The sequence below is a fragment of the Micromonospora sp. WMMD723 genome (assembly GCF_049863385.1).
GTDB classification, from domain to species: domain Bacteria; phylum Actinomycetota; class Actinomycetes; order Mycobacteriales; family Micromonosporaceae; genus Micromonospora; species Micromonospora wenchangensis.
Map to the genome: position 1 here is coordinate 1 of NZ_JBMKNR010000002.1, position 24,624 is coordinate 24,624.

29 protein-coding genes and 2 pseudogenes are annotated in these 24,624 nt (G+C 72.8%); 14 read left to right on the forward strand and 17 right to left on the reverse strand.

What is annotated here, in order from left to right:
• From ACN261_RS31370 to ACN261_RS31390, 5 genes and pseudogenes are all read right to left on the reverse strand, one after another.
• A pseudogene (locus ACN261_RS31370) lies at positions 1-518 on the reverse strand (anthranilate synthase component I); the annotation flags it as partial.
• Positions 515-958, reverse strand: a complete 444-nt coding sequence (hisI, locus tag ACN261_RS31375) for a phosphoribosyl-AMP cyclohydrolase (protein WP_421486875.1) — start codon at positions 956-958, stop codon at positions 515-517. The gene hisI and the pseudogene ACN261_RS31370, both read right to left, overlap by 4 nt.
• Before the next feature lie 126 nt (positions 959-1,084).
• A pseudogene (locus tag ACN261_RS31380) lies at positions 1,085-1,975 on the reverse strand (hypothetical protein); the annotation flags it as partial.
• 116 nt (positions 1,976-2,091) lie between these two features.
• A complete protein-coding gene (locus tag ACN261_RS31385; protein WP_421483420.1) occupies positions 2,092-3,078 on the reverse strand; it encodes an aldo/keto reductase in 987 nt (328 codons plus the stop codon).
• Complete coding sequence (locus tag ACN261_RS31390; RefSeq protein ID WP_421483421.1) at positions 3,075-3,461, reverse strand: MerR family transcriptional regulator; 387 nt, start codon at positions 3,459-3,461, stop codon at positions 3,075-3,077. Before ACN261_RS31390 ends, ACN261_RS31385 begins: the two co-directional genes overlap by 4 nt.
• 108 nt (positions 3,462-3,569) lie before the next feature.
• On the opposite strand from ACN261_RS31390, the gene ACN261_RS31395 reads away from it, so the two are divergent.
• Genes ACN261_RS31395 through ACN261_RS31405 form a run of 3 tightly spaced genes read left to right on the forward strand, consistent with a single transcriptional unit; the run spans position 3,570 to position 5,715 of the window.
• Positions 3,570-4,310 (forward strand): ABC transporter ATP-binding protein, encoded by a 741-nt coding sequence (locus ACN261_RS31395; protein ID WP_421483422.1) that lies wholly within the window; start codon positions 3,570-3,572, stop codon positions 4,308-4,310.
• A complete protein-coding gene (locus ACN261_RS31400; protein ID WP_088643074.1) occupies positions 4,307-5,062 on the forward strand; it encodes an ABC transporter permease in 756 nt (251 codons plus the stop codon). The genes ACN261_RS31395 and ACN261_RS31400 overlap by 4 nt, the downstream gene beginning before the upstream one ends.
• Before the next feature lie 5 nt (positions 5,063-5,067).
• Positions 5,068-5,715: a TetR family transcriptional regulator gene (locus ACN261_RS31405; protein WP_425853532.1), complete on the forward strand. Its 648-nt coding sequence runs from the start codon at positions 5,068-5,070 to the stop codon at positions 5,713-5,715.
• Between the two features lie 179 nt (positions 5,716-5,894).
• On the opposite strand, the gene ACN261_RS31410 is transcribed toward ACN261_RS31405, so the two are convergent.
• From ACN261_RS31410 to ACN261_RS31420, 3 genes are all read right to left on the reverse strand, one after another.
• Positions 5,895-6,668, reverse strand: a complete 774-nt coding sequence (locus ACN261_RS31410) for a DUF2470 domain-containing protein (protein WP_425853533.1) — start codon at positions 6,666-6,668, stop codon at positions 5,895-5,897.
• Between the two features lie 101 nt (positions 6,669-6,769).
• Positions 6,770-8,560: an ABC transporter ATP-binding protein gene (locus tag ACN261_RS31415; protein WP_421486876.1), complete on the reverse strand. Its 1,791-nt coding sequence runs from the start codon at positions 8,558-8,560 to the stop codon at positions 6,770-6,772.
• Between the two features lie 56 nt (positions 8,561-8,616).
• The gene (locus ACN261_RS31420; protein WP_425847687.1) at positions 8,617-10,491 is read right to left on the reverse strand and encodes an ABC transporter ATP-binding protein; all 1,875 of its coding nucleotides are present in this window, start codon (positions 10,489-10,491) and stop codon (positions 8,617-8,619) included.
• Between the two features lie 158 nt (positions 10,492-10,649).
• Here ACN261_RS31420 and ACN261_RS31425 point away from each other — a divergent pair, with 158 nt between their 5' ends.
• From ACN261_RS31425 to ACN261_RS31435, 3 genes are all read left to right on the forward strand, one after another.
• On the forward strand, positions 10,650-11,279 hold the full coding sequence (locus ACN261_RS31425) for a TIGR03085 family metal-binding protein (RefSeq protein ID WP_421483426.1): 630 nt from the start codon (positions 10,650-10,652) through the stop codon (positions 11,277-11,279).
• Positions 11,280-11,514: 235 nt separating this feature from the next.
• Positions 11,515-12,630 (forward strand): terpene synthase family protein, encoded by a 1,116-nt coding sequence (locus ACN261_RS31430; protein ID WP_421483427.1) that lies wholly within the window; start codon positions 11,515-11,517, stop codon positions 12,628-12,630.
• A gap of 227 nt (positions 12,631-12,857) precedes the next feature.
• Positions 12,858-13,841 carry a tyrosine-type recombinase/integrase gene (locus ACN261_RS31435; protein ID WP_425853680.1) on the forward strand — a complete coding sequence of 328 codons (984 nt, stop codon included), beginning with the start codon at positions 12,858-12,860 and terminating at the stop codon, positions 13,839-13,841.
• 309 nt (positions 13,842-14,150) lie between these two features.
• Here the strand turns inward: ACN261_RS31435 and ACN261_RS31440 are convergent, their stop codons facing one another.
• Positions 14,151-14,576, reverse strand: a complete 426-nt coding sequence (locus ACN261_RS31440; RefSeq protein ID WP_425853681.1) for a winged helix-turn-helix domain-containing protein — start codon at positions 14,574-14,576, stop codon at positions 14,151-14,153.
• A gap of 136 nt (positions 14,577-14,712) precedes the next feature.
• On the opposite strand from ACN261_RS31440, the gene ACN261_RS31445 reads away from it, so the two are divergent.
• The 6 genes from ACN261_RS31445 to ACN261_RS31470 all read left to right on the forward strand — a co-directional run bounded on the left by ACN261_RS31445 (position 14,713) and on the right by ACN261_RS31470 (position 17,813).
• Positions 14,713-15,924, forward strand: coding sequence for a helix-turn-helix domain-containing protein (locus tag ACN261_RS31445; RefSeq protein WP_425853682.1), 1,212 nt, complete (start codon positions 14,713-14,715; stop codon positions 15,922-15,924).
• Between the two features lie 147 nt (positions 15,925-16,071).
• Complete coding sequence (locus tag ACN261_RS31450; protein ID WP_425853683.1) at positions 16,072-16,254, forward strand: hypothetical protein; 183 nt, start codon at positions 16,072-16,074, stop codon at positions 16,252-16,254.
• A 32-nt stretch (positions 16,255-16,286) separates the two neighbouring features.
• Positions 16,287-16,502: a hypothetical protein gene (locus ACN261_RS31455; protein ID WP_425853684.1), complete on the forward strand. Its 216-nt coding sequence runs from the start codon at positions 16,287-16,289 to the stop codon at positions 16,500-16,502.
• A 67-nt stretch (positions 16,503-16,569) separates the two neighbouring features.
• Positions 16,570-16,758, forward strand: coding sequence for a DUF397 domain-containing protein (locus ACN261_RS31460; protein WP_425853685.1), 189 nt, complete (start codon positions 16,570-16,572; stop codon positions 16,756-16,758).
• Between the two features lie 28 nt (positions 16,759-16,786).
• Positions 16,787-16,990, forward strand: a complete 204-nt coding sequence (locus ACN261_RS31465; protein WP_425853686.1) for a hypothetical protein — start codon at positions 16,787-16,789, stop codon at positions 16,988-16,990.
• Positions 16,991-17,288: 298 nt separating this feature from the next.
• Positions 17,289-17,813: a hypothetical protein gene (locus ACN261_RS31470; RefSeq protein ID WP_425853687.1), complete on the forward strand. Its 525-nt coding sequence runs from the start codon at positions 17,289-17,291 to the stop codon at positions 17,811-17,813.
• Positions 17,814-17,975: 162 nt separating this feature from the next.
• Here the strand turns inward: ACN261_RS31470 and ACN261_RS31475 are convergent, their stop codons facing one another.
• Positions 17,976-18,278, reverse strand: a complete 303-nt coding sequence (locus ACN261_RS31475; protein ID WP_425853688.1) for a hypothetical protein — start codon at positions 18,276-18,278, stop codon at positions 17,976-17,978.
• Positions 18,279-18,336: 58 nt separating this feature from the next.
• On the opposite strand from ACN261_RS31475, the gene ACN261_RS31480 reads away from it, so the two are divergent.
• Both ACN261_RS31480 and ACN261_RS31485 read left to right on the forward strand, forming a co-directional pair.
• Positions 18,337-18,591, forward strand: a complete 255-nt coding sequence (locus tag ACN261_RS31480; RefSeq protein WP_425853689.1) for a hypothetical protein — start codon at positions 18,337-18,339, stop codon at positions 18,589-18,591.
• Positions 18,592-18,722: 131 nt separating this feature from the next.
• Positions 18,723-19,199, forward strand: coding sequence for a hypothetical protein (locus ACN261_RS31485; protein WP_425853690.1), 477 nt, complete (start codon positions 18,723-18,725; stop codon positions 19,197-19,199).
• Positions 19,200-19,385: 186 nt separating this feature from the next.
• On the opposite strand, the gene ACN261_RS31490 is transcribed toward ACN261_RS31485, so the two are convergent.
• From ACN261_RS31490 to ACN261_RS31520, 7 genes are all read right to left on the reverse strand, one after another.
• On the reverse strand, positions 19,386-19,871 hold the full coding sequence (locus tag ACN261_RS31490) for a helix-turn-helix transcriptional regulator (RefSeq protein WP_425853691.1): 486 nt from the start codon (positions 19,869-19,871) through the stop codon (positions 19,386-19,388).
• Between the two features lie 81 nt (positions 19,872-19,952).
• Positions 19,953-20,153, reverse strand: a complete 201-nt coding sequence (locus tag ACN261_RS31495) for a hypothetical protein (RefSeq protein ID WP_363803220.1) — start codon at positions 20,151-20,153, stop codon at positions 19,953-19,955.
• A gap of 172 nt (positions 20,154-20,325) precedes the next feature.
• On the reverse strand, positions 20,326-20,586 hold the full coding sequence (locus ACN261_RS31500) for a hypothetical protein (protein WP_425853692.1): 261 nt from the start codon (positions 20,584-20,586) through the stop codon (positions 20,326-20,328).
• A gap of 83 nt (positions 20,587-20,669) precedes the next feature.
• Complete coding sequence (locus ACN261_RS31505) at positions 20,670-21,176, reverse strand: hypothetical protein (protein ID WP_425853693.1); 507 nt, start codon at positions 21,174-21,176, stop codon at positions 20,670-20,672.
• Positions 21,176-22,168 (reverse strand): hypothetical protein, encoded by a 993-nt coding sequence (locus tag ACN261_RS31510; RefSeq protein ID WP_425853694.1) that lies wholly within the window; start codon positions 22,166-22,168, stop codon positions 21,176-21,178. Before ACN261_RS31510 ends, ACN261_RS31505 begins: the two co-directional genes overlap by 1 nt.
• A 614-nt stretch (positions 22,169-22,782) precedes the next feature.
• Positions 22,783-23,493 carry a hypothetical protein gene (locus tag ACN261_RS31515; protein WP_425853695.1) on the reverse strand — a complete coding sequence of 237 codons (711 nt, stop codon included), beginning with the start codon at positions 23,491-23,493 and terminating at the stop codon, positions 22,783-22,785.
• Entirely contained in the window at positions 23,490-24,623 is a 1,134-nt protein-coding gene (locus ACN261_RS31520; RefSeq protein ID WP_425853696.1) for a hypothetical protein, read from the reverse strand. The genes ACN261_RS31515 and ACN261_RS31520 overlap by 4 nt, the downstream gene beginning before the upstream one ends.
• Position 24,624 lies beyond the last annotated feature (1 nt).

Here is a 24,624-nt window from a genome sequence, read left to right on the forward strand (position 1 = left end):
TGGTCCAGCACCACCAGGTCGGTGGCGAGCATCATGCCCAGCTCCGGCAGGCCGAGGTCGTCCTCGGTCAGCTCGGGCAGCCGCTCGAACCGGCGGATCAGGTCGTACCCCAGGTAGCCCACCATGCCGCCGGTCAGCGGCGGCAGGCCGGCGGCCGGGTCGGGCGTCCCACCGGCGAGCGCCGCGACGGTCTCCCGCAGCACGTGCACCGGGTCGCCGGAGACCGGTACGCCGGCCGGCGGGGTGCCGGTCCACTGCGCGACGCCGTCCCGTTCGACCAAAGTGGCGCTGCTGCGCACCCCGATGAACGAGTAGCGCGACCAGGCCATGCCGGCCGAGCCGACGCCCTGCTCGGCGGACTCCAGCAGGAAGGTGCCCGGCCCACCGGCCAGCTTGCGGTAGACCCCCACCGGGGTCTCCGCGTCGGCCAGCAACCGCCGGGTCACCGGCACCACCCGCCACCGGGCCGCCGCCTCGACGAAGCCCGCCAGGTCCGGGCTGAGCGCTCCGTCGGTCACGGTCGGACCCCCTGCACCACCGGGAGTTCGGTGAAGAAGCAGGTGCGCTCGCCGGTGTGGCAGGCCGCGCCGACCTGGTCCACGCCGACCAGCAGCGCGTCGCCGTCGCAGTCCAGCGCCACCGAGCGGACGTACTGGTGGTGGCCGGAGGTGGCGCCCTTGACCCAGTACTCCTGCCGGCTGCGCGACCAGTAGGTGGCCCGGCCGGTGGTGAGGGTGCGGTGCAGCGCCTCGTCGTCCATCCAGGCGACCATCAGCACCTCGCCGGTGTCGTGCTGGCGCACGACCGCGGCGACCAGGCCGTCCGGGGTGCGGCGCAGCCGGGCGGCGACGGCCGGGTCGAGACGGGAGGGGCGGACCGCGCCACCGGGTCCGCCGTCGCGGGGGGAAGAGTCAGGTACGGGCACAGTTACCGATTGTCCCGCACGCGGCGCGGGCACCTGCGGGCCGTCCCCGACCACCCGGGACAGCTGGGCGACGTACCGCTCCAGCCGGCCGTCGCACAGGGCACGGGCGAGGTCCGGGCCGGCGGTCTCGGCGACCCGTTCGGCGTACGGGCGCACCAGCGGGAGCACCCCGCTGACCAGGCGGGCGGCGGCGACACCGACCTCGACGGTGCCGCCGGGGCGTGCCCCCAGGCAGAGCAGCATGTCGTCGCGGTAGCCGGGCGGTGCGACCGGCAGGTCCAGGGCGGCGGCGAAGGCGGCCCGGCGGGACGCCACCCGTACCCCCGGGTTGGCCGGGCGCAGCACGGACGGGCAGAGCCGGGCCAGGTCGGCGGCGGCCAGCCGGACGCCGGGCGGGTCGTCGGCAGCCAGCGCCCCGGCCACCTTGCCGAGGGTGGCCACCAGCTCCTCCAGGCGGGGCTGGTCGGCGGGCTGGCAGAGCACCGGCAGGTCGATGCGGCGACGCCAGGTCGGGTCGGCCCAGAGCAGCCGGGTGGGGGTGGTCACCGGCAGCCCGAACGCCCAGTCGGCGGGTTCACCGAGCCGGTCGACCCAGGTGCGGACGTCCCGGGCGGCCACCGACACGTGCACGATCCGCCCGTCGACCTCGGCGAGGTAGGCCCGGCGGGCGTCGTACGGCGTGCCGGTCGGCCACCGGCCACGCGCGGACCCGCCCGGTGGGTCCACCGGGTCGGTCGCCGCGCCGCGCCGTGTGCCGCCCGCCCGGCCCGGCGGTCCCACCGGCGCGGACCGGCCCGCCGCACGGGGCTGCCCGGGTGCGACGGGCGCGGTCGACGCGCGGCCCGGACCGGGCCCGTCCGGCGGTGTCGCCGGGATGGGCCCGGTCGTGCTCACCAGGACGTCGAGGTCGACGTCGCTGTACGCGGTGGCGGCCCGCCGGGCGTGGCTGCCACGCAGCAGGATCCCGACCACCGGGTGCTCGGCGGACGCGCGCAGCCGGTCGGTCCAGTCGGCCAGGAAGGCGGCCTCCGGCAACGGAGCGTGATCCACCGCGCCATCGTGCCGTAGGTCCGATCGGGGCGCAATGCCCGAAGGCGGACTTCCTGTCCGGTCCGAAGGCTGACGCCCGGTCCGAAGCCAAGTGTCCGAAGATGTCGATCGATCGGCTAGTGCCCGACCGTCCGCATCCCGGCTGCCGGATACCGGTCGCCGGCCACCGCGTCGACGGGGACCGCCTCCCGCAGCCGTGCCTGCTGGTCGGCGGTGAGCCGCAGGTCGGCGGCGGCGGCGTTCTCCTCCAGGTAGCGGACCCGCTTGGTGCCGGGGATCGGCAGCACGTCCTCGCCCTGGGCGAGCAGCCAGGCCAGGGCGGCCTGGGCCGGCGTGCAGCCGATCTCCTCGGCCACCGCCCGCACGGCGGCCACCAGCCGCAGGTTGGCGTCGAGGCTGTCCGCCGCGAAGCGGGGTGCCGCCGCCCGCCAGTCACCCTCGGTGAGCTGGTCCCGGCCGGTGATCGCCCCGGTGAGCAGTCCCCGCCCGACCGGCGAGTACGCCACCAGCGCCACCCCCAGTTCCCGGCAGGTGTCCAGCATCTCCCCCTCGACGTCCCGGGTGAACAGGGAGTACTCCATCTGCACGGCCGCGATCGGGTGCACCGCGTGGGCCGTACGCAGCGTCGCCGGGCTGACCTCGGACAGGCCGAGCAGGCGCACCTTGCCCGCCCCGACCAGTTCGGCCATCGCCGTGACGGTCTCCTCGATCGGGGTGCCCGGGTCGCGCCGGTGCAGGTAGTACAGGTCGACGGTGTCCACGCCGAGCCGGCCGAGGGAGGCGTCGCAGGCCTCGCGGGCCCAGGCGGCGCTGCTGTCGACGTACGCTCCGGAGCCGTCGGCGTGGGGCCGGTTGCCGAACTTGGTGGCCAGGAAGACCTCGTCGCGGCGGGCCCGCACCACCGGGGCGAGCAGCCGCTCGTTGGCGCCGAAGCCGTACATGTCGGCGGTGTCGAGATGGTTCACGCCCAGGTCGAGGGCGCGGTGCAGGGTACGCGTCGACTCGGCGTCGTCCTGCCCGCCGTAGGCGAAGCTCATGCCCATGCAGCCCAGTCCGATGGCGGAGACCTCCGGACCGCCGGCCCCGATCCGTCGACGGATCATCGTTCCTCCTCCGTGCAGCGGTAGGTTTCGATCTTGTAGTTGAGCACCTTGAGGTCCTCCTCCAGTTCGGCCATCCGGGCCAGTACCCGGACCCGGTGGGCCTCGAACAGCGCCCGTCGGGCGGCCCGCGTCCGGTCGCCCTGGCGGGCCAGTTCGGCGTACCGGCGCATGTCGCGCACCGGCATCCCGGTGCGGCGCAGCCGGGTGAGCAGCACCAGCCAGTTCAGGTCGTCCTCGGTGTAGCGGCGGCGGCCGGCCGAGTCGCGGCCGACCGGAGCGACCAGCCCCTCCTGCTCGTACCAGCGCAGTGTGTAGGTGGTCAGGCCGACCCGGGCCGCCGCCTCGCCGACCGACAGGACTCTCTCCCGCGTGCTGATGTCCACGCGCCCCAGGTTCTCAGTTCGAGCGCGCTCGAAGTCAACCGTTGCGCGCCGACGGGTAATTCATCTAGCGTTGATTTCAACAAGTGATGAGTTTTTGGGGGAGGTGCGATGGACGACGCCATCGCCGTCCGCGACCTCGTCGTCGACCGGGGTCGACGACGGGTGCTGGACGGCATCGGTTGCACGGTGCCGCGCGGCACGGTCACCGGGCTGCTCGGCCCGAGCGGCAGCGGCAAGACCACCCTGATGCGGGCCGTCGTCGGGGTGCAGACGATCAGCTCCGGCACGGTCACCGTGCTCGGCCACCCGGCCGGCACTGCCGAACTGCGCCACCGGGTCGGCTACCTGACCCAGGCGCCCAGCGTCTACGCCGACCTGACCGTCCGGGAGAACGCCCGCTACTTCGCCACCCTGCAGGGGCGCAGCGCCGCCGACGCCGACGCGGCGGTCACCGACGTCGGCCTGGCCGCCGCCGCCGGCCAACTGGTCGGCACCCTCTCCGGCGGGCAACGCAGCCGGGCATCGCTGGCCTGCGCGCTGGTCGGCGAGCCGGAACTGGTCGTCCTCGACGAGCCCACCGTCGGGCAGGACCCGGTGCTGCGGGCCGACCTGTGGGCCCGGTTCCACGCCCTGGCCGCCGCCGGCACCACCCTGCTGGTGTCCAGCCACGTGATGGACGAGGCGGCCCGCTGCGACCGGCTGCTGCTGATCCGCCACGGCCGGCTGATCGCCGACGACACCCCGGACGCGGTCCGCGCCGACACCGGGGTGGACGACCTGGAGGAGGCGTTCCTACGGCTGATCCGGGCCGCCGGGGCGGAGCCGACGGGCACCGGGGAGGCGGCGTGAACCCGACGATCCTGGCCGCCACCACCGGGCGCATCCTGCGTCAGCTACGGCACGACCGGCGTACGGTGGCGCTGCTGGTGGTGGTGCCGACGGTGCTGCTCACCCTGGTCTACTTCATGTACGCCGACCAGCCGGCCCCGCCCGGTGCGCCGTCCCCCTTCGACCGGGTGGCCCTGGTGATGCTGGGCTTCTTCCCGTTCATCATCATGTTCCTGGTGACGAGCATCGCGATGCTGCGGGAACGCACCAGCGGAACGCTGGAGCGGCTGCTCACCACCCCGCTGGGCAAGCTCGACCTGCTGTTCGGCTACGGCATCGCGTTCGGGCTGGCCGGGGTGGTGCAGTCGACAGTCGCCGCCGCGGCGGCGTACCGGCTGCTCGGGTTGACCACCGCCGGGTCCGCCGGGCTGGTCGTGCTGATCGCCGCGGTCAACGCGGTGCTGGCCGTCGCGCTGGGGCTGTTCTGCAGCGCCTTCGCCCGCACCGAGTTCCAGGCGGTGCAGTTCATGCCGGTCGTGGTCGCCCCGCAACTGCTGCTGTGCGGGCTGTTCGTACCCCGCGACCAGATGGCCGGCTGGCTCCAGGCGGTCAGCGACGCGCTGCCCCTGTCGTACGCGGTGGAGGCCCTGCAGGAGGTCGGCGCGCATTCCGCACCGACCGGCCTGATGTGGCGGGACGTGTCGATCGTGGCCGGCGCGGCGGTGCTGGCCCTGGTGCTGGCGGCGGCGACCCTGCGCCGGCGCAGCGGGTGAGCCCGGTGGCCCGACGCACCGGCCGCCGCCCCGGCAACCAGGACACCCGGGAGGCGATCCTCGCCGCCGCCCGGTCGGCGTTCGCCGAACGGGGCTTCGACACGGCCTCGATCCGGCAGATCGCCACCGCCGCCGGGGTCGATCCGGCCCTGGTGCACCACTACTTCGGCAGCAAGGAGGAGCTGTTCCGGGCCACCGTCGACATCCCGATCGACCCGGCCGTGCTGCTGCCCGCCGTGCTGGCCGGCGACCCGGACGGGATCGGGGAGCGGCTCGTGCGCACGTTCCTCGGGGTGTGGGACTCGCCGGCCGGTGGGGCGGCGGTGGCGCTGCTGCGCTCGGCGACCAACAGCGAGTGGAGGGCCCGGCTGATGCGCGAGTTCCTGACCACCCAGGTGCTGCGCCGGGTGCTCGACCACCTCGACCTGGACCCGGCGGAGCTGCCGCTGCGCGGCGGGCTGGTCGCCACCCAGATGATCGGGCTGGCCATGACGCGCTACGTCATCCGGCTGGAGCCGGTCGCCTCCGCCACCGCCGACACCCTGGCCGCCACCCTCGGCCCCACCATCCACCGCTACCTCACCGCCCCCCTCCCCCACTCCCCCGCCACCCCACCGCCCGCCGCTCCACCCCCCGCTGCTCCGGCTCGGTGATCAAGAGGTTCGCGTCATGCCGATCGCCTGCCCTGACGCGAACCTCTTGATCACCGAGGCGAGACGGGACCGGGGCGAGACGGGACCGGGGCAAGGTGGGACCGGGACGGGACGGGTGGGGTGCGCGGGGTGGGGCGCGCGACAGCCCGTGGCTGGGGGGGCCACGGGTTGCGGCGGGGCTAGTCGCGGTCGGTTCGGGTGTTGGCGGGGTGGCGGGGGGTGCGGGGGTGGGCGGCGGAACGGGTGCAGAGCAGCGGGTGCAGCGCCCGGGACAGCTCCGACAGGTCGGTCACCGGTTGCGGGAACGGCAGGCGGGCGCGACGCCTGTCACCGGGACCGCCGAGCGCCACGACCAGTCCGTACCGGTCGAGTCGGACCACCCGGGGCTCGCCGCCGGTCAGGCCGAGCCGACGGCGCAGGTACGCCGTCACCTGCGGCCCGTGGTGGTCGGCGAGGTCGGCCAGCAGGGCGGCCTCGGCGGCGTGCAGCGGGTCCGGTTCGGCGGCGGCGTAGTCGCCCGGATCGACCCGGTGCACCGCGCCGGCGGTCTCCAGCCGGGCCTCGACCACCTCGAAGCGGTGCAGCCGGAACCGGCTCCCGACGTCGAGCAGGTCGCCGGTCGGGTCCACGGCGGCGAATTCGACGGCCGCCCGGCGGGCCGGATCGCCGGTCAGCGGCACCGCCCAGCCGGACACCCAGGCCCGGCCGGTCGACGGCGCACCGGCGGCCGGGGGCAGGTCGAGCACGTCGAGCACCACGGCCACCTCCCGCGCGGCGGCCGGGTCCAACTCGGCGGCGAGGTCGCTGAAGACCGGGACGAGCAGCAGCACCCGTCCCTCCTCGTCGGTGGCGTGCCGGACGTGGAACGGACCGGGGCGGTGGGCGAGGTGCACCAGGCCGGGTAACCGACCGGCCACCAGGGTACGGATCAGCTCAGCAGGGGTCGGAGCCACGGGCACCTCCGAAAAAGGTTAGCCTTACCTAACCCGCAGAGTAGAGCACCGCGGCGACCACGTCCACCGGACGCCATTCCCACGGTTGGGCAGCCCGTGGATCAGCGGGTCTGCTCCAACCACGACGCGTAGAGCAGGGCGTACACCGAGTCCGGATCACGCAGCAGTTCCTCGTGCGGACCCCGCTGGACGATCCGACCCCGGTCCACCACCACCACCTCGTCGGCGGCCTGCGCGGTGGACAACCGGTGCGCGATGGCCAGCGTCGTCCGCCCCCGGGTCACCGCGTCCAGGGTGCGCTGCAGACGAACCTCGGTGGCCGGATCGACCGCGCTGGTCGCCTCGTCCAGCACCAGCAGGTCCGGATCGGCCACGTACGCCCGGGCCAGCGCCACCAGCTGCCGCTCCCCGACACTCAACGCCTCCCCCCGCTCCCCCACCGGGGTGGCCAGTCCGGCCGGCAGGCCGTCCAGCCAGTCGGCCAGACCCAGCTCGGTGAAGGCGGCCGTCAACTCCGCATCGGTCAGCTCGGGACGGGCGAAGCGGACGTTCTCCCCGACCGTGGCGTCGAACAGGAACCCGTCCTGCGGCACCATCACCACCCGGGACCGCAGCGAGTCGAACCGCACCTCATCAAGCGGCACCCCGGACAGCAGCACCCGCCCCTGCGTCGGGTCCATCAGCCGGGTGAGCAGCTTGGCGAAGGTGGTCTTGCCGCTGCCGGTCTCACCGACCACCGCCACCCGGCTCTTCGCCGCGATGTCCAGGGTGACGCCGTGCAGCACCGGCGGCCCACCCGGATAGGCGAACGTCACGTCGGCGAAGCGGATGTCCAGCGGGCCGGCCGGCAGGTCCCGGCCCTGCTCCCCCGGATCGGCGACGTCCGGCGCGATGTCCAGCACGTCGAGCACCCGCCGCCAGCCGGCGATGGCGTTCTGCGCCTCGTTGAGCACCTCGGTGGCGATCTGCACCGGCTGGATGAACAGGGTGACCAGGAACAGGAACGCGGTGAGCTGGCCGACCGACAGCGTCCGGTCCACCCCCAGCGACACCCCGACCACCACCACCCCGGCCAACGCCACCCCGGCCGCCAGCTCCCCCACCGAGCTGCCCATGATGCTGATCCGGATGGCCCGCTGCTGGGCCAACCGCTGCCCCTCGATCGCCGCGTCCAACCGCCGGGCCGTGCGCCCCGAGACGCCGTACGCCCGGATCACCGGCGCGCCCACCACGCTCTCGGCGACCGTGCCGAGCAGCGTGCCCGTCCGCTGCCGGACCACCCCGTACGCCCCGGCCAACCGGCGCTGCAACAACCGGATGATCAGCACCGCCGGCGCGAAGGCGACCAGCACCACCAGCGTCAACTGCCAGGAGTACGCCAGCATCACCGCCGTGGTGACCGCGAGCTGACCCAGGTTGACGACGAGGATGACCCCGCCCCACTGGAGGAACTGGGTGATCTGGTCGACGTCGCTGGTCACCCGGGAGACCAGCGACCCGCGCCGCTCCGACTGCTGGTGCAGCATCGACAGGTCGTGCACGTGCCGGAACGCCCTCGTCCGGACGTTGGCCAGCGCGGTCTCGCTGACGGTGAACAGCCGCCGCATCATCAGGTAACCGCAGACGGTGGTGAGCACCAGCACCGCCGCCGTGGCGGTGACCACCGTGAGAATCACCCCGAGATCCGGGCCGCCGGGGACGGCGATCCCCTGGTCGATGCCGCGCTGCACCGCCACCGGCACGGCCACCCGGCCGACCATGTAGACCAGTGCCAACGCCAACGTGCCGGCCAGCCCGGTACGCAGCTCCGGCGAGAGCGCCAACCCCCGCCGCAACGTCTGCCAGGTCCCCTCGGTCCGCTCGACCGGCTCGTCCCCGCCACCCTCGCCCACCGGTGCCGACCTCTCGCTCGCGGCTGCGGGGCTCCGCTGCGCTGCACTCCTCGCGCTCACCGGTCCACCTCGATCTCCAGGCCCGTCGGCAGCGGGGCGACCTCGTCGTACGTCCGGTTCTCCGCGCGTTCCTGCTCGGCCTGCTCGTAGGCGGTGACCAGGTCGACGTAGCCGGGCACGGTGGCCAGCAGCTCGGCGTGGGTGCCCCGGGCCAGCACCCGGCCCTGCTCCAGGTAGATCACCTCGTCGGCGAGCGCGATGGTGGCCCGCCGGTACGCCACCACCAGGATCGACGCGGCGGCCGGCTGCCCGGGGGCCGGGGCGCGCAGCCCGGCCAGGATGGCGGCCTCGACCCGGGGGTCGACCGCGCTGGTGGCGTCGTCGAGCACCAGCAGCCGGGGCCGGCCGGCCAGGGCGCGGGCCAGGGTGAGCCGCTGCCGCTGCCCCCCGGAGAGCGAGGTGCCCCGCTCACCGACCATGGTGTCCAGCCCGTCGGGGAGGGCGGCGACGAAACCGTCCGCCTCGGCCAGCCGCAGCGCCGCCCAGACGTCCTCGTCGTCGATGCCCGGCCGGTCCAGGCTGATGTTGGCCCGGACGGTGTCGTCGAAGACGAACGGCACCTGGGCGACCAGCGCGGCGGTCGAGGCGAGCGACGCGGCGGTGAGCCGGCGCACGTCCACCCCGTCGAGGGTGACCGTGCCGGCGTCCGGGTCGACCAGCCGGACCGCCAGCGAGGCGATGGTGGACTTGCCGGCACCGGTCGGCCCGACCAGCGCCACCGTCCGCCCGGCGGGCACGGTGAAGGCGACCTCGCCGAGCACCTGGGCCCCGGGCAGGTGCGCCTCGGCGGGCTCGTAGCCGAAGTGGACGCCGTCGAAGGCGAGGGTCGCCGGGCCGGCGTCCTCGTCGAGGGTGACCTCGCCGTAGGGCATCTCGCCGGTGGCGTCGAGCACCCGGCTGACCCGGTCCCACCCGGCCACGCTGCGCGGCAGCTCGGCGAGCACCCAGCCGATCGCCCGCACCGGGAACGCCAGCACGGTGAACAGGAAGGCGACGCTGACCAGTTCGGTGACGGTGATCGCGCCCTGCCGCAGCCGGACCGTGCCGACCACCAGCACGGCCAGGGTGCCGAGGCTGGGCAGCGTCTCCAGCAGCGGGTCGAAGACGCCGCGTAGCCGGCCGACCGCGATCAGCGAGTCCCGCAGCTCCCGGGCCCGGCCGGCGAACCGGGCGGTCTCCTGGGCCTCGCGGCCCATGGTCTTGACCACCAGCGCGCCGTCGAAGCTCTCGTGGGCGATGCCGCTGACCTCGGCCCGCAGCCGCTGGGCGCGGGCCTGGCGGGGGGCCATCCGGCGGGAGTAGACCACGTTGAGTGCGAACAGGGCGGGGAACACGGCCAGCCCGACCAGGGCGAGCGCCCAGTCCGTGACGAACAGCGAGCCGACCGCGCCGACCAGCATCACCAGCGTGCCGACCGCGAACGGCAGCGGCGCGATCGGGTACCAGGCCGCCTCGACGTCGGAGTTGGCGTTGGACAGCAGCGTGCCGGTGGCGTTGCGGTGGTGCCAGGCCAGCGGCAGGTCGAGGTAGCGGCGGGTGACCCGGCGACGGTAGGCGGCCTGGAGGCGGAACTGCATGTAGCCGGCCCCGAGCCGCCGGCCGAAGATGCCGACCACCCGCAGCACGCTGATCCCGAACAGGGCCACGGCGGCCAGGGCCACCGTGCCGGTGCCGACCTCACCGGCCTCGACCGCCGGCACCACCACGTCGCCGACGACCGCGCCGACCACGTACGCGCTGGCGATCACCAACCCGCCGAAGAGCACGCTGCCGGCGACCGCCACCGCGAAGATGCGCGGTTGTTCCCGGATCGCCCGGCCGAGGACCCACAACCCCCGGCGGATCACGTCCCGACTCGTCCCGCTCGCCACGCTCTCCCCCGCCGTAAGCCGCAATTATCTCCCTTATCCTTACCGGTCCCGGCCACCGCCGCCGCCCGGCGACGTATGTCCACCGTCACGTCCCGCCCGCGCCCGTCGCGGCGGGTCTCCGCCGCGCCGATGGCGCCCCGCCGACCTACGATCGCTGCATGCCGCGGTACGCCCGAGCGGAGCGCGAGGCGCTCGCCGACCTGATGCTGGAAGTGGGCCCGGACGCCCCCACGCTGAATGAGGGGTGGACCGCCCGGGACCTCGCCGCCCACCTGGTGGTGCGGGAGCGCCGCCCCGACGCCGCCGGCGGCATCATGCTGCCGCCCCTTCACGGGTACGCCGAGCGGGTGCGGCTGCGGGTCGCCGCCCGCCCCTGGCCGGAACTGGTCGACCAGGTGCGCCGGCCCCCGGTATGGAGCCCGGTCAGCAATCCGCTGACCGACGAGCTGGCCAACACGATGGAGTTCTTCATCCACCACGAGGACGTCCGGCGGGCCCGCCCGGGTTGGCACCCCCGGGACGTCCCGGCGGGGCTGGCCGCCCGGCTGTGGAAGCCGGTGTCCCTGCTGACCCGGACCCGGGCCCGACGCTTCCCGGCGCACCTGCTGGTGCAGGCCCCCGGCCACGGCGAGTTGACCGCCGGCCGGGGCGGTGACCGGGTACGGCTGGTCGGGCCCCCCGGTGAGCTGGTGCTCTTCCTGTCCGGCCGGCAGCGGGTGGCCCGGGTCCAGCTCGACGGCCCACCGGCGCTGACCGAACGGCTGCGGACGGCAGCGCTGGGGTTGTGAGCCCGGTCGCCGGCACCGCCCCCGCGACGCCGCCGCGCGGGCCGGGGTGTCGGCGGGCTCCCCGCTGCGGCGGACACCCTGCGCGGCCGGATGATCACCTGGCGCAGTGAAGGACGTCACTGTTCGCGACAGGGGTGGATTCGGTCACCCCGACTCCTCCGCAACGACTGATGTCGATCTCCTTGCCGTACTCTCCGGCGACGCCGCTCGTGGGGGGCGGCCGACTGGGGACGCCATGCGAAGCTTCGACGTCTCGGCACTGTACGAGCCACCGTTCGTCAGCCGCCGGCACGTCGCCACCGACCGGGTGGCGGCGGAGAGCCTGGAGTGGGCCCGGGGGCAGGGTCTGGTCGGGGTCGGACCGGCGACCTCCCGGCTGCACCGGGCCGGCGCGGCCGAACTGGCCGGACGCGCCTGCCCGCAGGCCCCGGTGACCCGGCTACGACTGCTCACCGACCTGCTCTCCTGGCTGTTCGTGATGGACGACGTCTGCGACGACGACGGCCTGGGCAGCGCGCCGGCCACCCTCGCGCCGACGGTCGCCGCACTGCTGGACGTGCTCGACCGGCCCGGCGGGCCGACCGACGCCGGCGCGGGGACCGGCCGGAGCGGACCAGCCGGCGCAAGGACCGGCCGGAGCGGAACGACCGGGGCCTGGGGCGGGCCGAGCCGGCCGGTCGGCGACGGTGTCCCCCCGGGCGACCGGGACACGCCGGCCGGGGCGCTCGGCGTCGCGCTGGCGGACCTGTGTCGACGGGTGGTCGACCAGCGCCGGCCCACGCTGCTGCTACGCCTGGTGAGCCAGTTGCGGGAGTACCTGCTGGCACTGTTGTGGGAGGCCGCCAACCGGGAGCGCCGCCGGGTCCCCGGGCTGGCCGAATACCGCCAGATGCGCCGGCACACCGGCGGCGTACGCCCCAGCCTCACCCTCACCGACCTGGCGTACGGCCGCCCGCCCGGCCCGGCGCGGCGGGCCGATCCGGCGCTGCTCGCCCTGGACGACCTCGCCGTCGACCTGGTCTGCTGGTGCAACGACCTGTTCTCCTACCGCAAGGAACGGGACGCGGTGGCCGACCCGCACAACCTGGTGACCGTCCTCGCCGTGCAGCACGGGCGGGACGAGGCGGCGGCTTTCCAACTGGCCGCCGGATGGTTCAACGACGGGCTGGCCGGCTACCTGGTGCGGGAGGCGGCCCTGGTCGCGCACGCCGGGCCGACGGTGACGCCCTACCTGGCAGCCCGCCGCGCCTGGCTGCGCGCCACCTACGACTGGTCGAGGCGGGCGGACCGGTACGCCGGGCCGGCCGGCGCGCCCGGCGGGACTCAGCCGCCTCACAGGTTCGAGGGCTAGCCGATGCCCGGGTGCAGGCAATACCCTTCGGAATCGCGGGTCAGCCAAAAAGACGAGGTCAGCGCCCGTATCCCCCCATCGGACGACGCGCACCGCCACTCGGCCCCCCGCGCGCCCCGCCCGGGCCACCCCACGCGCAGATACCCGCCGACCGGCCATGATCCCCCGGCCCCTCCCCGCCTGACCGGCCGATCACGCACAGGACCCGCCCGATGCCACAGTCCCGTATGGCCACTCCTCTGGACATGATCGACGCCCACCTCGCCTGGATGAGGGCCGGCGCGTTCGCCCCCGACACCACCGTCCGGCACGCCGACAAACTCCTCCATCGGCTCCACCGCGAACTCCCCGAGGGACTCCACGGCTCCACAGGCGACGAGATCGCCGCCTGGCTCGCCGCCGGCCAGGCGAACCGCCGATGGTCCGAACAGACCGTCAGCACCTACTACAAGCACATCGTGAGGTTCTACCGGTGGGCCGCCTCCGGCCACGACCCGTGGCTCAGCTTCGATCCCTCCGTCGAGCTGCGGCGGCCCGTCGCCCACAACGGCCTTCCCCGGCCGGCCGGGCACGACTTCGTCCGCACCGCGATCTTCGACCTGCCAGAGCCGTGGCGGCTCTGCTGCCGGTTCGTCGCCCTCGCCGGGCTGCGCCCTCATGAGGTCGCGAAGGTCCGCCGAGAGGACGTCACCCGAGAGGTCATCACGATCAAGGGGAAGGGCGGCCGGACGCGGGCGATCCCCACTCACCCGCTGATCTGGCAGACCGTCTGGTCCCGGCCGTCCGGCCCCCTGTTTCAGCGGCCGGACGGCCGGCCAGCCACCGCCGAGTACATCAGCAAGGGTGGCGCTTACCAGCTGCGCCGCGCCGGCCTCGGCGGCACCCTGTACCCGTTGCGGCACTGGTTCGGGACCATGATTCAGGAGCGGTACCGGGACCTGCGGGTCACACAAGAACTGATGGGCCACGCCTCCCCCATCACCACCGGCGGCTACACGCAGGTGACGTCGGAGCGGATGAGGGAGGCGGTGGCCATGTTGCCGTTCAGCGACGACGCAAGAACTGGGGCCGGGGCCGCGGTCGGACCACATCCTTGGTCGTCGGCTCCAGGCGTCGACGCTCGTCCGCCACTGCCTCGATCCGAGGCGTCCGGTCGCGCGGGAGCTGGTCGCGGTCAGCGACGACGACTACATCGGCGCGTCCGTCCGTGATCAGGATCGTGACGACGTCTGCCCACCGACCTCCGGTCGACTCAGAGATGACGGCGACGATCTCGTAGCCCATCCGGGTGCAGTAGTCGCCGCAGCGGCCAGCATGCCTTTCCCACTCTGCGTCAGCGGCGGTCCAGATGACGGCACGGAGGCCGGTACCCGGTGGGCTGTTGGTGCGGTCGGTTCTGCTGCTTCCCCACGTGGCGTTCATACGGATGGATTCTCACCGATGACACGTCCAGTTAGCTAGCGATTACAGGCCGCATCTTGCAAATGATGAAACGTGAGAGCCCGCTGGTTAACGAAATGTTAAGCAGCGGGCCCCTCCGTGGGCCGATAGACCACCCGACACCGGTCCGCCGGATACAGGTCCTGCAACCCGTCCGGGTGAGTCACCACCACCAGAGGCACCCCCTCCGGCACTCGATACAACCGCCGCTCGTCGGGCGACGGATTCCTGGCCCCAACCCACACACCCGGCCCCACGTACACAACCTCCGGCTCCGCCGGCACTCGCACCACCGCACCTCGACCCCGGACGACTTCCACAAGGCCCTCGTCGCGCAGCAGCCGCACCGCCGCCCTCGCGGTCATCGGTGCCACGCCGTATGTCTGCGACAGGTTCCGCTCCGACGGCAGGCGGTCACCGGGCTTGAGCTGGCCGGACACGATCCGGGCACGCAGGATCTCGGCGACCTCTTGGTAGCCGACCGGCTCCTGTCCGGGGTAGATCACCGCCGCAGGGTAGGAGTGAATTTGAGACCGCCAAGACAACTAGCTGACTAGCTCAGAAGGGAACGACCATCGCCTTGGGCGCATCAGCCAGCGTACGGTGAGGGGTACGCGTTGTACCCGCCCCGGAGGTGACCCAATGGCCGACCAGTCCCTCACCCCAGGCCAGCGCGTCGAACGGCTACGTCGTGCCGCCGGCCTCTCCCGCGAGCGTCTCGCCGGCCTCGCTGGGCTGTCCCCGACCACGGTGAAATTCATCGAGAACGGCCGCCGCTCGCTCACGCTACGGGCCGCGCAGCAGATCGCCCCGCACCTTGGCGTGCACGACCTGGGCGACCTCTACGGGCCCACCGTCGCGCTCTCGCTCGACGGGCGGCCCAGCCACCCCGCAGTCGACGACGTCCGCCGCGCCCTCACCGCCTGGCACATCACCGTCGACGGCCAGCCGGACAGCACCGACTACCTGCGCGGTGCGGTCGATGCCGCCTGGCAGACCTGGCACACCAGCCGGCATCAGCGGACCGAGGCCGGTCTCGTGCTGCCGGGTCTCCTCGACGCCACCCAGCGGGCGGCCCGGCTGCACACCGGCGACGAGCGGCGGGCCGCCCTCGCCCAACTCGCCCAGGCGTACCACCTCGCCCAGGCGTACCTGGCCTGGCACGGCGACCGGGAGCTGTGCTGGCTCACCGTCGACCGGGGCATGAGCGCCGCCCTGGACGCCGACAACCCGCTCGCCATCGCCCAGGCCATCTGGTACGCCGCGCACGTCCTACGCGCGGTCGGCCGTAGTGACGAGGCACTGGCCCGCCTCGGTGAGGCTCGGGTGCTGATCGAACCCCGGGTCGCCGACGGCGGCACCGAGTACGCCGAGATGCTGGCGGATCTGCACCTGTGCATGGCACTGACCCGGGCACGGAGCGGCGACCAAGGCGCGTGGGCGGACTGGGACACGGCCCGGCAGGTCGTCGAGCGGGCACTGCCGACCGGGTACGTCGGCCTGCGGACCCGAGTGTCCCGCCCCCTCGTCGACGTGTACGCGGTGATGTGCGCGGTCGACCTGGGCGACCCAGACGAGGCGCAGCGCCGAGCACACGCCCTGGACCCGGCGTCGATTCCGTCCACGGAGCGACGCGGTCGGCACCTGGTCGAGCTCGCCCGATCCGCCGACCTGGAAGGCGCGCGAGAGGCGACTCTGCACCTGCTGACCCGGGCCGAGGCGACGTCGCCGGAGACTGTGCGGTACTCGCCGGCTGCGCAGGACATGGCGGGCCGACTGGCGCGCGAGGCACCGGCGGCGGTTCGCGCTGAGGCAATCGACCTGGCCCAGCGGATCAGCGCACCGCAGCAGTAGAGGTACGTCACGTCACCGGGTACGCCGCGTACCCCCCACCGCTCCGGCGACTGCTTAGCGTGATCGCACGGTGGCGGCAGGGAGTCGCGCGGCGTACGACGACGCTGTTCGCCCTGCCACCCCCGCTCATGCGAGGGAGGCGACCCCGTGCACCTGATCACCCGGGCGTGGAACCGGCTCATCGGCGGCAGCCCCGCCTATCCCCCCGTACCACCTGGCACCGGCCGCGCCATCCAGGCACAAGAGCAGGCCGCCGCACGGGACCGGCTGCTCGCGGCCGCCCGCCGTCCCGACATCGTCGAGTACCGCTACCCCCGGCCGGCCCGATGAGCACCCCGGCCGGGGAAGGCTCACGCATCCGCTTGGAGCCGCACGAGTGGCAGTCCAGCCCCGGCGTCCTCGGACAGAACCAGATCATCATCGACGTCGTCCACGTCTACGGATCGTGGAACGCGGGGATGGTGTGGGTGTACGCCCACCTCGTCGAGTGCAGCACGCCTTCCGCCGACTGCACCGGCCCCTGGTGCCAGGAACTGCTGGTCGACGCCGACCGTCTTCTCGACGCCGCAGCCCGGTGACCGGCGTCCCCATCTCCACTTACGGTCCGGCCCCATCGGGCGGCCGGCAGTACCCGAGAGGATCGACATGCCCCAGCTCGACTTCAAGCGGCCCAACCGCTGCGGCGACAGCGGCCCGACCTGCGTTGAGGTGGCCATCGACGTCTCCGGCCGCCGGATCATCCGCAACTCGGCTCGGCCGGAGACGCAGGTCATCTTCGACGAGGCCGAGTGGGTCGCGTTCCTGGACTCGATCCGGGCCGGACAGACCTACTGACGACCACTGCATGGGTTCGGGGGCGGTGGTGACTACCAGCTACAACGAGATCAGCCCGGCGGCCGTGGTGACGATCGCCGGGCTGATCGAACGGCAGCACCGTCCCGCTCCTGCGGCGACCTCGTGGGCGCCGGGGACGTGCCGCCAGTGCACCCCCGCCGGCTGCCCACAGATGGACTGGGCCGCAGGGGTGCTGGCGCAGTACTGGGCGGCAGGGCGCATCCAGCAGTGACCGGGAACATGTCGGTGGTGCAGGTCCGCGCCCGGATGCTCCTCGACGCGAAGGTCATCATCACCGACCATTGGCCAACCAGCGGCACCCGGGACATCTGCCCGGTGTGCCGATGCCCATGGATGTGCCAACCGACCCGGGACGCATACGCGTACCTGCAGGCCGTAGGCCGAAGCAGGTGGATCCCGCCCCACGACCGGAGGTGACTCGGTGCGCTGGAGCAGAGCCCCGCCGCCCCGCCGATAGACTGACCCAGCCCCGTGAGCTGCCACAATCCGCGCTGATCAGGAGAGTGCCCGTGCAGGTAACCCAGGCCCTGGACATCATGGAAGCCCTCTACCGGGCCGCCGAGCACCCGGACATCACCTCGATCCGGCGGTACGGCCAGGACACCGAGCCAGGCGGCCAGTCGCCGCCCGGAGTGCGACTGTGGCACCAGACCGGGTCCAGCTCCATGCTGTGGGCAGCAGCGCCCTCCCGGGACGCCCAGCCCGTGCCGCTTGGCGAGATGCCGCCCCCGCGGCTGCGCTTCTGGCGGCTGCTCGTGTTCACCCACCAACTCCTCGACGCAGCCCGGCCCGAGCCGTTCGAGCGCTGGGAACTGTGCGCCATCCCAGGTGTCGGATGGACCGAGAACGGCCAGCCGACGCCGTCCGCGCTGCGGATCACCTGCCGCGACCGGACGGTGCTCTACCTACGGGCCACGTCGGCATCCGGAGACCGACGCGAGCCAGAAACCGACCCGTACCCGGACTACCAAATCCCCCAAGGAGTCCGCCAATGGCACCTCAAAGCAGTTGCTCCGTCTGCGGGGCCCGCGTAGGGCCACCCCCGGGCGCATCCTGCCCGCCACACCAGGCCGAAGGGAGCCGGGGCACCTGCCCCGGCTCCGGCCAACCGACAGTGTGATGATCATCTGATCGCCCCGAAGCTGCCCTCGACCGACCAGGTCGGGGGCAGCTTCATGCCATCCGGTCCACCAGGATCAGGAAAGGGCATTCCCGGACGGGTTGGCAGCCGCCCGCGAAGGTCGACCCGGGCCGCGGCCAACTCCGGCCCTCTTGCCGTGAGCCGTGACCCGTCGACGCACCTCGGACACGCTCACCCCGGCCCGGGTGGCCACTTCAGCCTCGGGCAGCTCGGTGCGAGCTTCGGCGATCGCGGCGTCCTGCAGGGCCGCCACCGCCGCCTTGACCTCCGGGGCGAGGTCGCGCAGCGCCTGGTAGCGCTCCAGTGGTGGCAGGTGGGGGGCGGCAGTGAGGCGGGCGGCGAGGTCGGTCAGGTCCATGCCCAAAATTCTACACCACTATGTTGCGCAGAATTCTAGTGCAGTGTAGAATTTAGGCATGAGCAGGAACGAGCAGGGGGCCAAGATGACGAACAGCACCACCTACACCTGGACCCCCGGCAAGCGGTTCTGCGACGCCGAGGTCCACCGCACCGAGGCCACCTGCGCCGCCTGCGAGAACCTCGGCTCCTGCGCCGACTGCGGCCAGCACGTCAGCGGCCCCGCTCACCGGAGCTGCGACCAGAACGGCGAGGTGATCCACGCGGCCTGCTCGCCGACCCGCGCCGCCCGCGACTGGGTCGACTACTACTGACCGGCCGCGCCGGCCCCGCCGCCTGACGGGGTCGGCTGGGCGTGGTGGGGAAATTCCACACCACTATGTTGCATGAAATTCTAGGGTGGTGTAGAATTTAGGTACAGGCAGGAACGAGCAGGGAGACCAAGATGATCCAGGCCATCGCCACCACCGCCCGCCAGATCGCCGACATGGAGACCGACCTCGCCGCCCGCCGGCTGGCCGGCCGCCCCACCCGGCTGGTCGAGATCCGGATCGCCACCACCCGCCAGGCCCTCGCCCACCTGATCGAGGTCGCCCACGAGGGGGACCTCCCCGCCGCCGAGATCGAGGCCGCCGCCCAGGGCTGGGACGCCGAGCCCGAGCCGGCCACCGTGGACGACCTGGTCGTCGCAACCGTCGGCCGGCTGGCCGCCGGGGCGGGCGACTGGGTGCACATGGTCCGGCTGCGCACCGCGCTCCCGCAGGTCCCCCGTGCAGGCCTCGACGACGTGCTCCGCCGACTTGAGCGTGCCAGCCGGGTCGTCATCGCCCCCGAGTCCGCCCAGTGGTGCGCCACCGCCGACGAACTGGCCGCGGCGATCCGGATCGGCGGCCAGGACAAGCACCTGGTCTGTGTGGAGTGATCCAGTGGGGGCCGGCCACCCCGGCCGGCCCCCGCCGGTGCGCCGGACCCCACCGCCCGGAATGCGCTTTCCCTGACCTGCCTGACACGACGATGCGGCCCCGCCCTCCCACCAGGGAGAGCGGGGCCGCATCGTCGTGGGCGAAGCCCCGCAGAACGCCAGTAGCTGCGGGGCTTCAGCCCAAAGCTACGCCTCGGGCTGAGCCTTCGCCGGCCGGCCCGGGGTCCGCGACCGGCGCTCGGCGTACTCCTCGATCTCGTCACGCCGGTAGATGCGGCCACCAGCGATCGTCACGGCCGGCTGCGGGAAGTCCGGCCGCTGCTCCAGCTGCCGAACCCGGGCCGTGGAGACCCCAAGCACATCGGCGACCTCGGCCGAACCGAGCAGGTCCCAGCCCCGCGCCCGCGCCGCCAACGTCTCGACGACCATCCGGTCGGGACCGAACAGCACACCCTCGCTGACGAGCTTCGCCACGCCGGGCAGCTTGGACGCCCACTCCCTGGCCTCCTGGAGGGCGTCGTCGTACTCCACCGCGTCCAGGCGGTGGCTGAGGCTCAGCACCCTGCTCTTGCTGTTGTAGTTCGCGATGAACGCACCCTCGGCGGCCTCGTTGAGGTGCTCCATGTCGTTCAGGTCGCCGACGAACTCCAGTCCGACGTACCAACCACTCACGGTGTTTCCCCTTCTGCTCGGGGAGGCGAGATGAGGTTTCGGAGTGGCCGGGGCCGGCTGGTTGCCGACCCCGGCACCTCGCTAGTCCTTGAAGGACCAGTCGAGGCCGGCGCTGATCAGCACCCGCAGGACCTCCAGCACGTCACCGGCGTCCTTGGGGGCCACGAGCCAGTTGTCGTTGCCCTTGCGGAAGTGCCACATGCTGCTGCGGGTCTGCTTGACGAGGAAGCCCTGGCGTTCGGCTTCCTCGGCAATCAGCTGCATCGCCTCTCCGATTTCCATCTCTCACCTCCCTTCGGTGTGCCTAAAGCATAGCACAAACCCTTTCGCATCCGAAAGGGTTTGTGCGGCAGCGAGAGACGCCCGAACACGACGCAGCGCCCCCGCCGGCCGAAGCCGAGCGGGGGCGAACACCTTGCGACGCGAGCGGGGCTGGGGCGCGTGCGGAGACCGCTCAGGCGGCCGGGGCAGTCGCCAGCCACGGCACGTACTGACGCATCCAGGCGTCAACGGCCGGCAGCGCCAGCACCCGCGTTACCGCGCCGGCGACCGCCACGGCCTGGGCGACCGCCGGCACCGTGTCGACGCCGGCGGTGAGCGCCACCTCCGGCAGCAGACTCAGCGCTCCCACCGCGCCGGCGACGACCGTGCGGGCGGTGGCCCGCCAGGGATGGCGGGTCTGGGTGGGCGCGGGATCGATGGGCTGCTGCTGCATGGACACCTCCAGGTACGACGAAGCCCGGACCACCCTGGCCCGGGCCGAGAATGCGCTTTCCTGCCCCAGTCGGGGTCAGACGGTCAGCCGGCCGGCGCGTGCGGGGCCGGCTGGAGCGACGCAAGCTGGATCTTCAGGTCAGCCACCTGGCCGGTGAGCGCGGTGATGGTCGCCTCCCTGCTGGCCAGTCGGATGCGCAGCTGATCCCGCTCGCCCTGGACGGCACGCAGCTCGGCGGACAGGTGCTGCTCGGTGCGCTCCAGCTGCGCCGTTCGCGACTCCAGGTCCACCACCCGCTGACGGAGCCGCTCCGCCTCGGCTGATGTCCTCGCCAGCGACGTCTGCGCGTCCTGGAGCGCGGCACGGACCCGCTCCAGCTCGGCTCTGAGGTCCGCGGTGATCTGCTGGTAGACGTCCTGCCCGATCCGGACCGCATCCGCACGCAGCTGGTCGACCTGCGCGTCGGCCAGCGCGGCCTGGGCACTGCGCATCCGACGGCCGAGCAGGTGCCCGACGACCGGGCCGACGACCGCCCCGCCAGCGATCGCGCCGCCGGCGCCGATCAGCGCGGTCAGGACGGTCGCGTCCATCAGCCCGCCGTGCCCGTGGGCAGCAGGTTACGCAGCTGGACGAGCACCTGCTCGGCGGTCAGCTCACCGTTCTCCTGCCGCCGGATCAGGTCGACGATCGCGTCCAGCCGCCCGAGCAGCTCAGCCAGCATCTGGGCGTCGCGCTGCCGCTCTTCGGCGGCAACGGCGTCGATCCGGGCCATGATGGCCTCGGCGTCGAGGCCCTGCACCGCGCCGAGCAGCGCGGCCTGCATGGTGACCAGCTGCGCCCCGAGGCTCTTCAGCGACGGGTGCGGCACCACGTACTTCGGATCCTTGTGGTCGACGCCCAGCGCCGCCCTGGTGTATGCCTGGCCGACCGGATTGCGGCCGTCGAGGACGGTCAGGTTCTTGTGGACGGTTTCCAGCCACTTGTGCTCTTCGGGGGTCATGTCGGGTACCTCCTTGTTGATGACGCCGATCTCGGTCAGGTAACGGCGCTTGACCGCGGCCATGTCGGCCCCGGCCTTGGTCGCGTCGCGGAAACAACTCTCGTGCGTGTGGCCGAGGTGGGAGTCGTCGCCGGTGCTGCGCTTGCCGAGCCGGTCCCACCGGCGCACGGTCCGCCCGTCCGGGCTGTAGATCACCTCGCGCAGGTGTCTGGTGTCGGCCGTGTTGGCCTTGCACTGGGCGACGAGCCACCGCGAGTAGTGCGGCAGGTCGAAGGTGCCCAGCGGGGTGCGCACCCGGAAGCGGCCGACGTCCAAGGCGGAGGCGTCGAGGGTCAGCCCTGCGCGGTCGCGGGGTGACTCGGTCACCGAGTAGTCCCGGATCGCCCCGTCGACGCGCCGGATCCGGTCCGACCCGGTGTGGTAGCCGCCGATGTGGCCGGTGTCGCCGACGATGCCGATCTCCCAGGCCGGGTCGCCGAGCGGGTCCAGGATCGTCACCCCGGGGCGGGGCTTGGCGTCCGGGCCGAGGTAGTCGAGCAGGACGCGGCGGGCGGCGAGTAGGCAAGCGGGCGCGCTGGTCATCGCTCCTCCATCGTGGATTCCAGGTGGCGTGATGTGAGTACGTTCAGGCAGCGTGCACATCAGGGAGCGCCAATGATTCGCCGTCTTGCGGCAGTTTCTGCCGGATTAGCTGTTGCCTTGTGGGCAGCGGTGTTCCTTGCCGGTGGGGATCCGCCCACCGCAGAGGCTGAGTGGGTTTCAGGGCACCGTTTCGCTTCGCCGGCAGTCGCCGTCGATCCTGGCCTCGACATCGACCAGGCGGAGGCCGCGAAGGTGATCGCGGATATCGTCAACGACCCGCGCGGCTGGCGAGTCGATTTGGACAGCTACAGGTTGCGGATCGTGTGGCCCGGCACCCGGGGAGCCGGCGGCCTGGGGGGCCTCATCGGTCGGGCGTGGCCGGATGAGCGTCTCGCTATCGTGACCGCCGACGCGTGGACGACGCTCGGACCGCGGTTTCGCGCGGTGGGCGGGACTCTCGCTGATCAGCGAGCGTGGGTTGTCCTGCACGAGCTGGGCCACCTGCTCGGCCACGCTCAGCACGAAGAGTGTCCGGGGGCTGGGCCCGCCCCCGTCATGCGAGCCGCAAATTACGGGATAGGCGATTGCACCCTCAATGTATGGCCAAATCCAAACTAGAACGGAAAGACGGCGATTTCCCGGGTATCGAATAGGACGTTTCCAGCGTTTCGCCGGTTGCGATACTTCAGGGTGAACGTCGTCGGGCCAGGTGTCAGGTTCTTGAAGAAGTGCATCATTCCCGCTTGGAATGATGCGCTGACCAGCGAGTTCCCTGTTGCCGGCGCGACCGGGTGTTCGAGGTAGTGACCGAGCGAGTAGTCACTGCTGGGGGGAATTACGTTGGCCCCGGACAGTTCGACGGAGATGCCGCCGGTGCTGAGGGCCTCCCACGTGCCGGTGATGCCCCATCCGGCGGACCAGAAGGCCAGTGCGCGGCCGGTGCTGCCGATGGTGACCGTGACCGAGGGTCCTACCGCCGCGCCGGTGAGATCGCCGAACGCGGAGGACGTGCGGGTGCCGCCGGCGGGGTCGCTGGCGGCAACGGGACCGAACGCCAGAGATGAGAGGGTGACCAGCTGGCCGGAGGGTGCGATCGCCGCCAGGCCGTACCCGCCATCGGGCAGGCGGCCGAGCTGGGCGACCGGGGCTCCGCCGCTGTCGAGTACCCGGACTGCGCCATCGCGGATGGTGATACCGCCCGAGCCGATCGCTGCGGCCTCCAGCGTCCGCGCCGCCGCGAGTTCGCGCACCTGGCGTTGCAGATCGCGGATCTGCCGCACCAGCCAGTCCTGGCCGGGCGGTGCCTGGTCGGAGATGACGGTCACGAGATCACGTCCTGTCCGGGGGTGAGGAGGATGGGAGCGACGGTGCCGGCGACTGGGTCGAGGTCCCATCCGATCGCGCGGGCTACGCCGGTGAGCCCGTCGAGGTGCCGGTGGCCGACCAGGTCGTAGCCGATGTCATCGCCGATGCCCCAATCGGTGCCAAGGATCGGGTACGCGTCGGCGCGGCTGGCGATGGTGAGGATTCGGGCACCGAAGGCCAGGATGCCCAGTGCGGCGGCGGCGTGCGCGTCGAGGGTCGCTTGCACGGTGATCGAGCTGCTCGGTGAGTATCGGTGTTCGTATCGGGGCCAGCCCGCGGCGAAGAGGCCGTCGGCGCGGGCTGGGATGGACTGGGGACGCGTCTCTCCCTCGCCGCTGCTGGTGGCCATGACGTGGTTGGCACCGGAGCCGGAGGAGTAGTCCTCGCGGTAGGTGTAGCGGGCTTCCGACGAGCCGACCGCGGACAAGACCGCGGACGCGGTGCCGGTGGTGAACACCGCGGTGGGCGTGGTCGACGGGTAGCCGATCCGGGATCGCACCCGCAGCGTCTTGGACACGGCCGTCTGGGTCGCGTCGGTCCAGCCCAGGGCGATGGTCCACTCCGGGCCGCCCTGGACGCCCATCAGCTCCCGCAGGGCGGAGTAGACCGTCTTGTCGTCGGTGTCGAGGTAGGTGCGATCGCGCAGCGTGCCGGTGGCGGGGGCGTCGACGGCCAGGCCGATGCCCTCGATGGAGGTCGCGTCGCCGGCGAGTCCTGCGGCGATCACCGAGGCTTCGTCCTGGCCGGTCCAGGTGTGGTCGCCGACGTACCGCCGGTCGAGGTAGCCCTCCAGCGTGACGCAGCCCAGGGACAGGGTGGCCTCGGTACCGCCCTCGCGGACCAGGACGATGCCCGCCCAGACCGGCCGCCCGGCCAGCACCGCGACGATCATCGACCGGCCCGGCTCGGTGGCCGCAACCCAGTCACGGGGAGCCGCGCCGTGCCCGCCCCGGGGAATCGGGAGGCGGAGGTTGGCAGAGGTGTAGGCGCCCAGCAGCGCCCCGATCGTCCCCGACGGGGCCAGGTCGGGGAGTTCCTCGACGATGCGGCCGGTCACCAGGTCGCAGCCCAGCCACGTCACCACGGTCACG

Coding starts and splice junctions, on each gene's coding strand:
- ACN261_RS31385 (WP_421483420.1), bottom strand. CDS start 3,078: ATGATCCGTCGACGGATCGGGGCCGGCGGTCCGGAGGTCTCCGCCATC.
- ACN261_RS31395 (WP_421483422.1), top strand. CDS start 3,570: ATGGACGACGCCATCGCCGTCCGCGACCTCGTCGTCGACCGGGGTCGA.
- ACN261_RS31425 (WP_421483426.1), top strand. CDS start 10,650: ATGCCGCGGTACGCCCGAGCGGAGCGCGAGGCGCTCGCCGACCTGATG.
- ACN261_RS31430 (WP_421483427.1), top strand. CDS start 11,515: ATGCGAAGCTTCGACGTCTCGGCACTGTACGAGCCACCGTTCGTCAGC.
- ACN261_RS31435 (WP_425853680.1), top strand. CDS start 12,858: ATGGCCACTCCTCTGGACATGATCGACGCCCACCTCGCCTGGATGAGG.
- ACN261_RS31445 (WP_425853682.1), top strand. CDS start 14,713: ATGGCCGACCAGTCCCTCACCCCAGGCCAGCGCGTCGAACGGCTACGT.
- ACN261_RS31460 (WP_425853685.1), top strand. CDS start 16,570: ATGCCCCAGCTCGACTTCAAGCGGCCCAACCGCTGCGGCGACAGCGGC.
- ACN261_RS31475 (WP_425853688.1), bottom strand. CDS start 18,278: ATGGACCTGACCGACCTCGCCGCCCGCCTCACTGCCGCCCCCCACCTG.
- ACN261_RS31480 (WP_425853689.1), top strand. CDS start 18,337: ATGAGCAGGAACGAGCAGGGGGCCAAGATGACGAACAGCACCACCTAC.
- ACN261_RS31485 (WP_425853690.1), top strand. CDS start 18,723: ATGATCCAGGCCATCGCCACCACCGCCCGCCAGATCGCCGACATGGAG.
- ACN261_RS31495 (WP_363803220.1), bottom strand. CDS start 20,153: ATGGAAATCGGAGAGGCGATGCAGCTGATTGCCGAGGAAGCCGAACGC.
- ACN261_RS31500 (WP_425853692.1), bottom strand. CDS start 20,586: ATGCAGCAGCAGCCCATCGATCCCGCGCCCACCCAGACCCGCCATCCC.
- ACN261_RS31505 (WP_425853693.1), bottom strand. CDS start 21,176: ATGGACGCGACCGTCCTGACCGCGCTGATCGGCGCCGGCGGCGCGATC.
- ACN261_RS31510 (WP_425853694.1), bottom strand. CDS start 22,168: ATGACCAGCGCGCCCGCTTGCCTACTCGCCGCCCGCCGCGTCCTGCTC.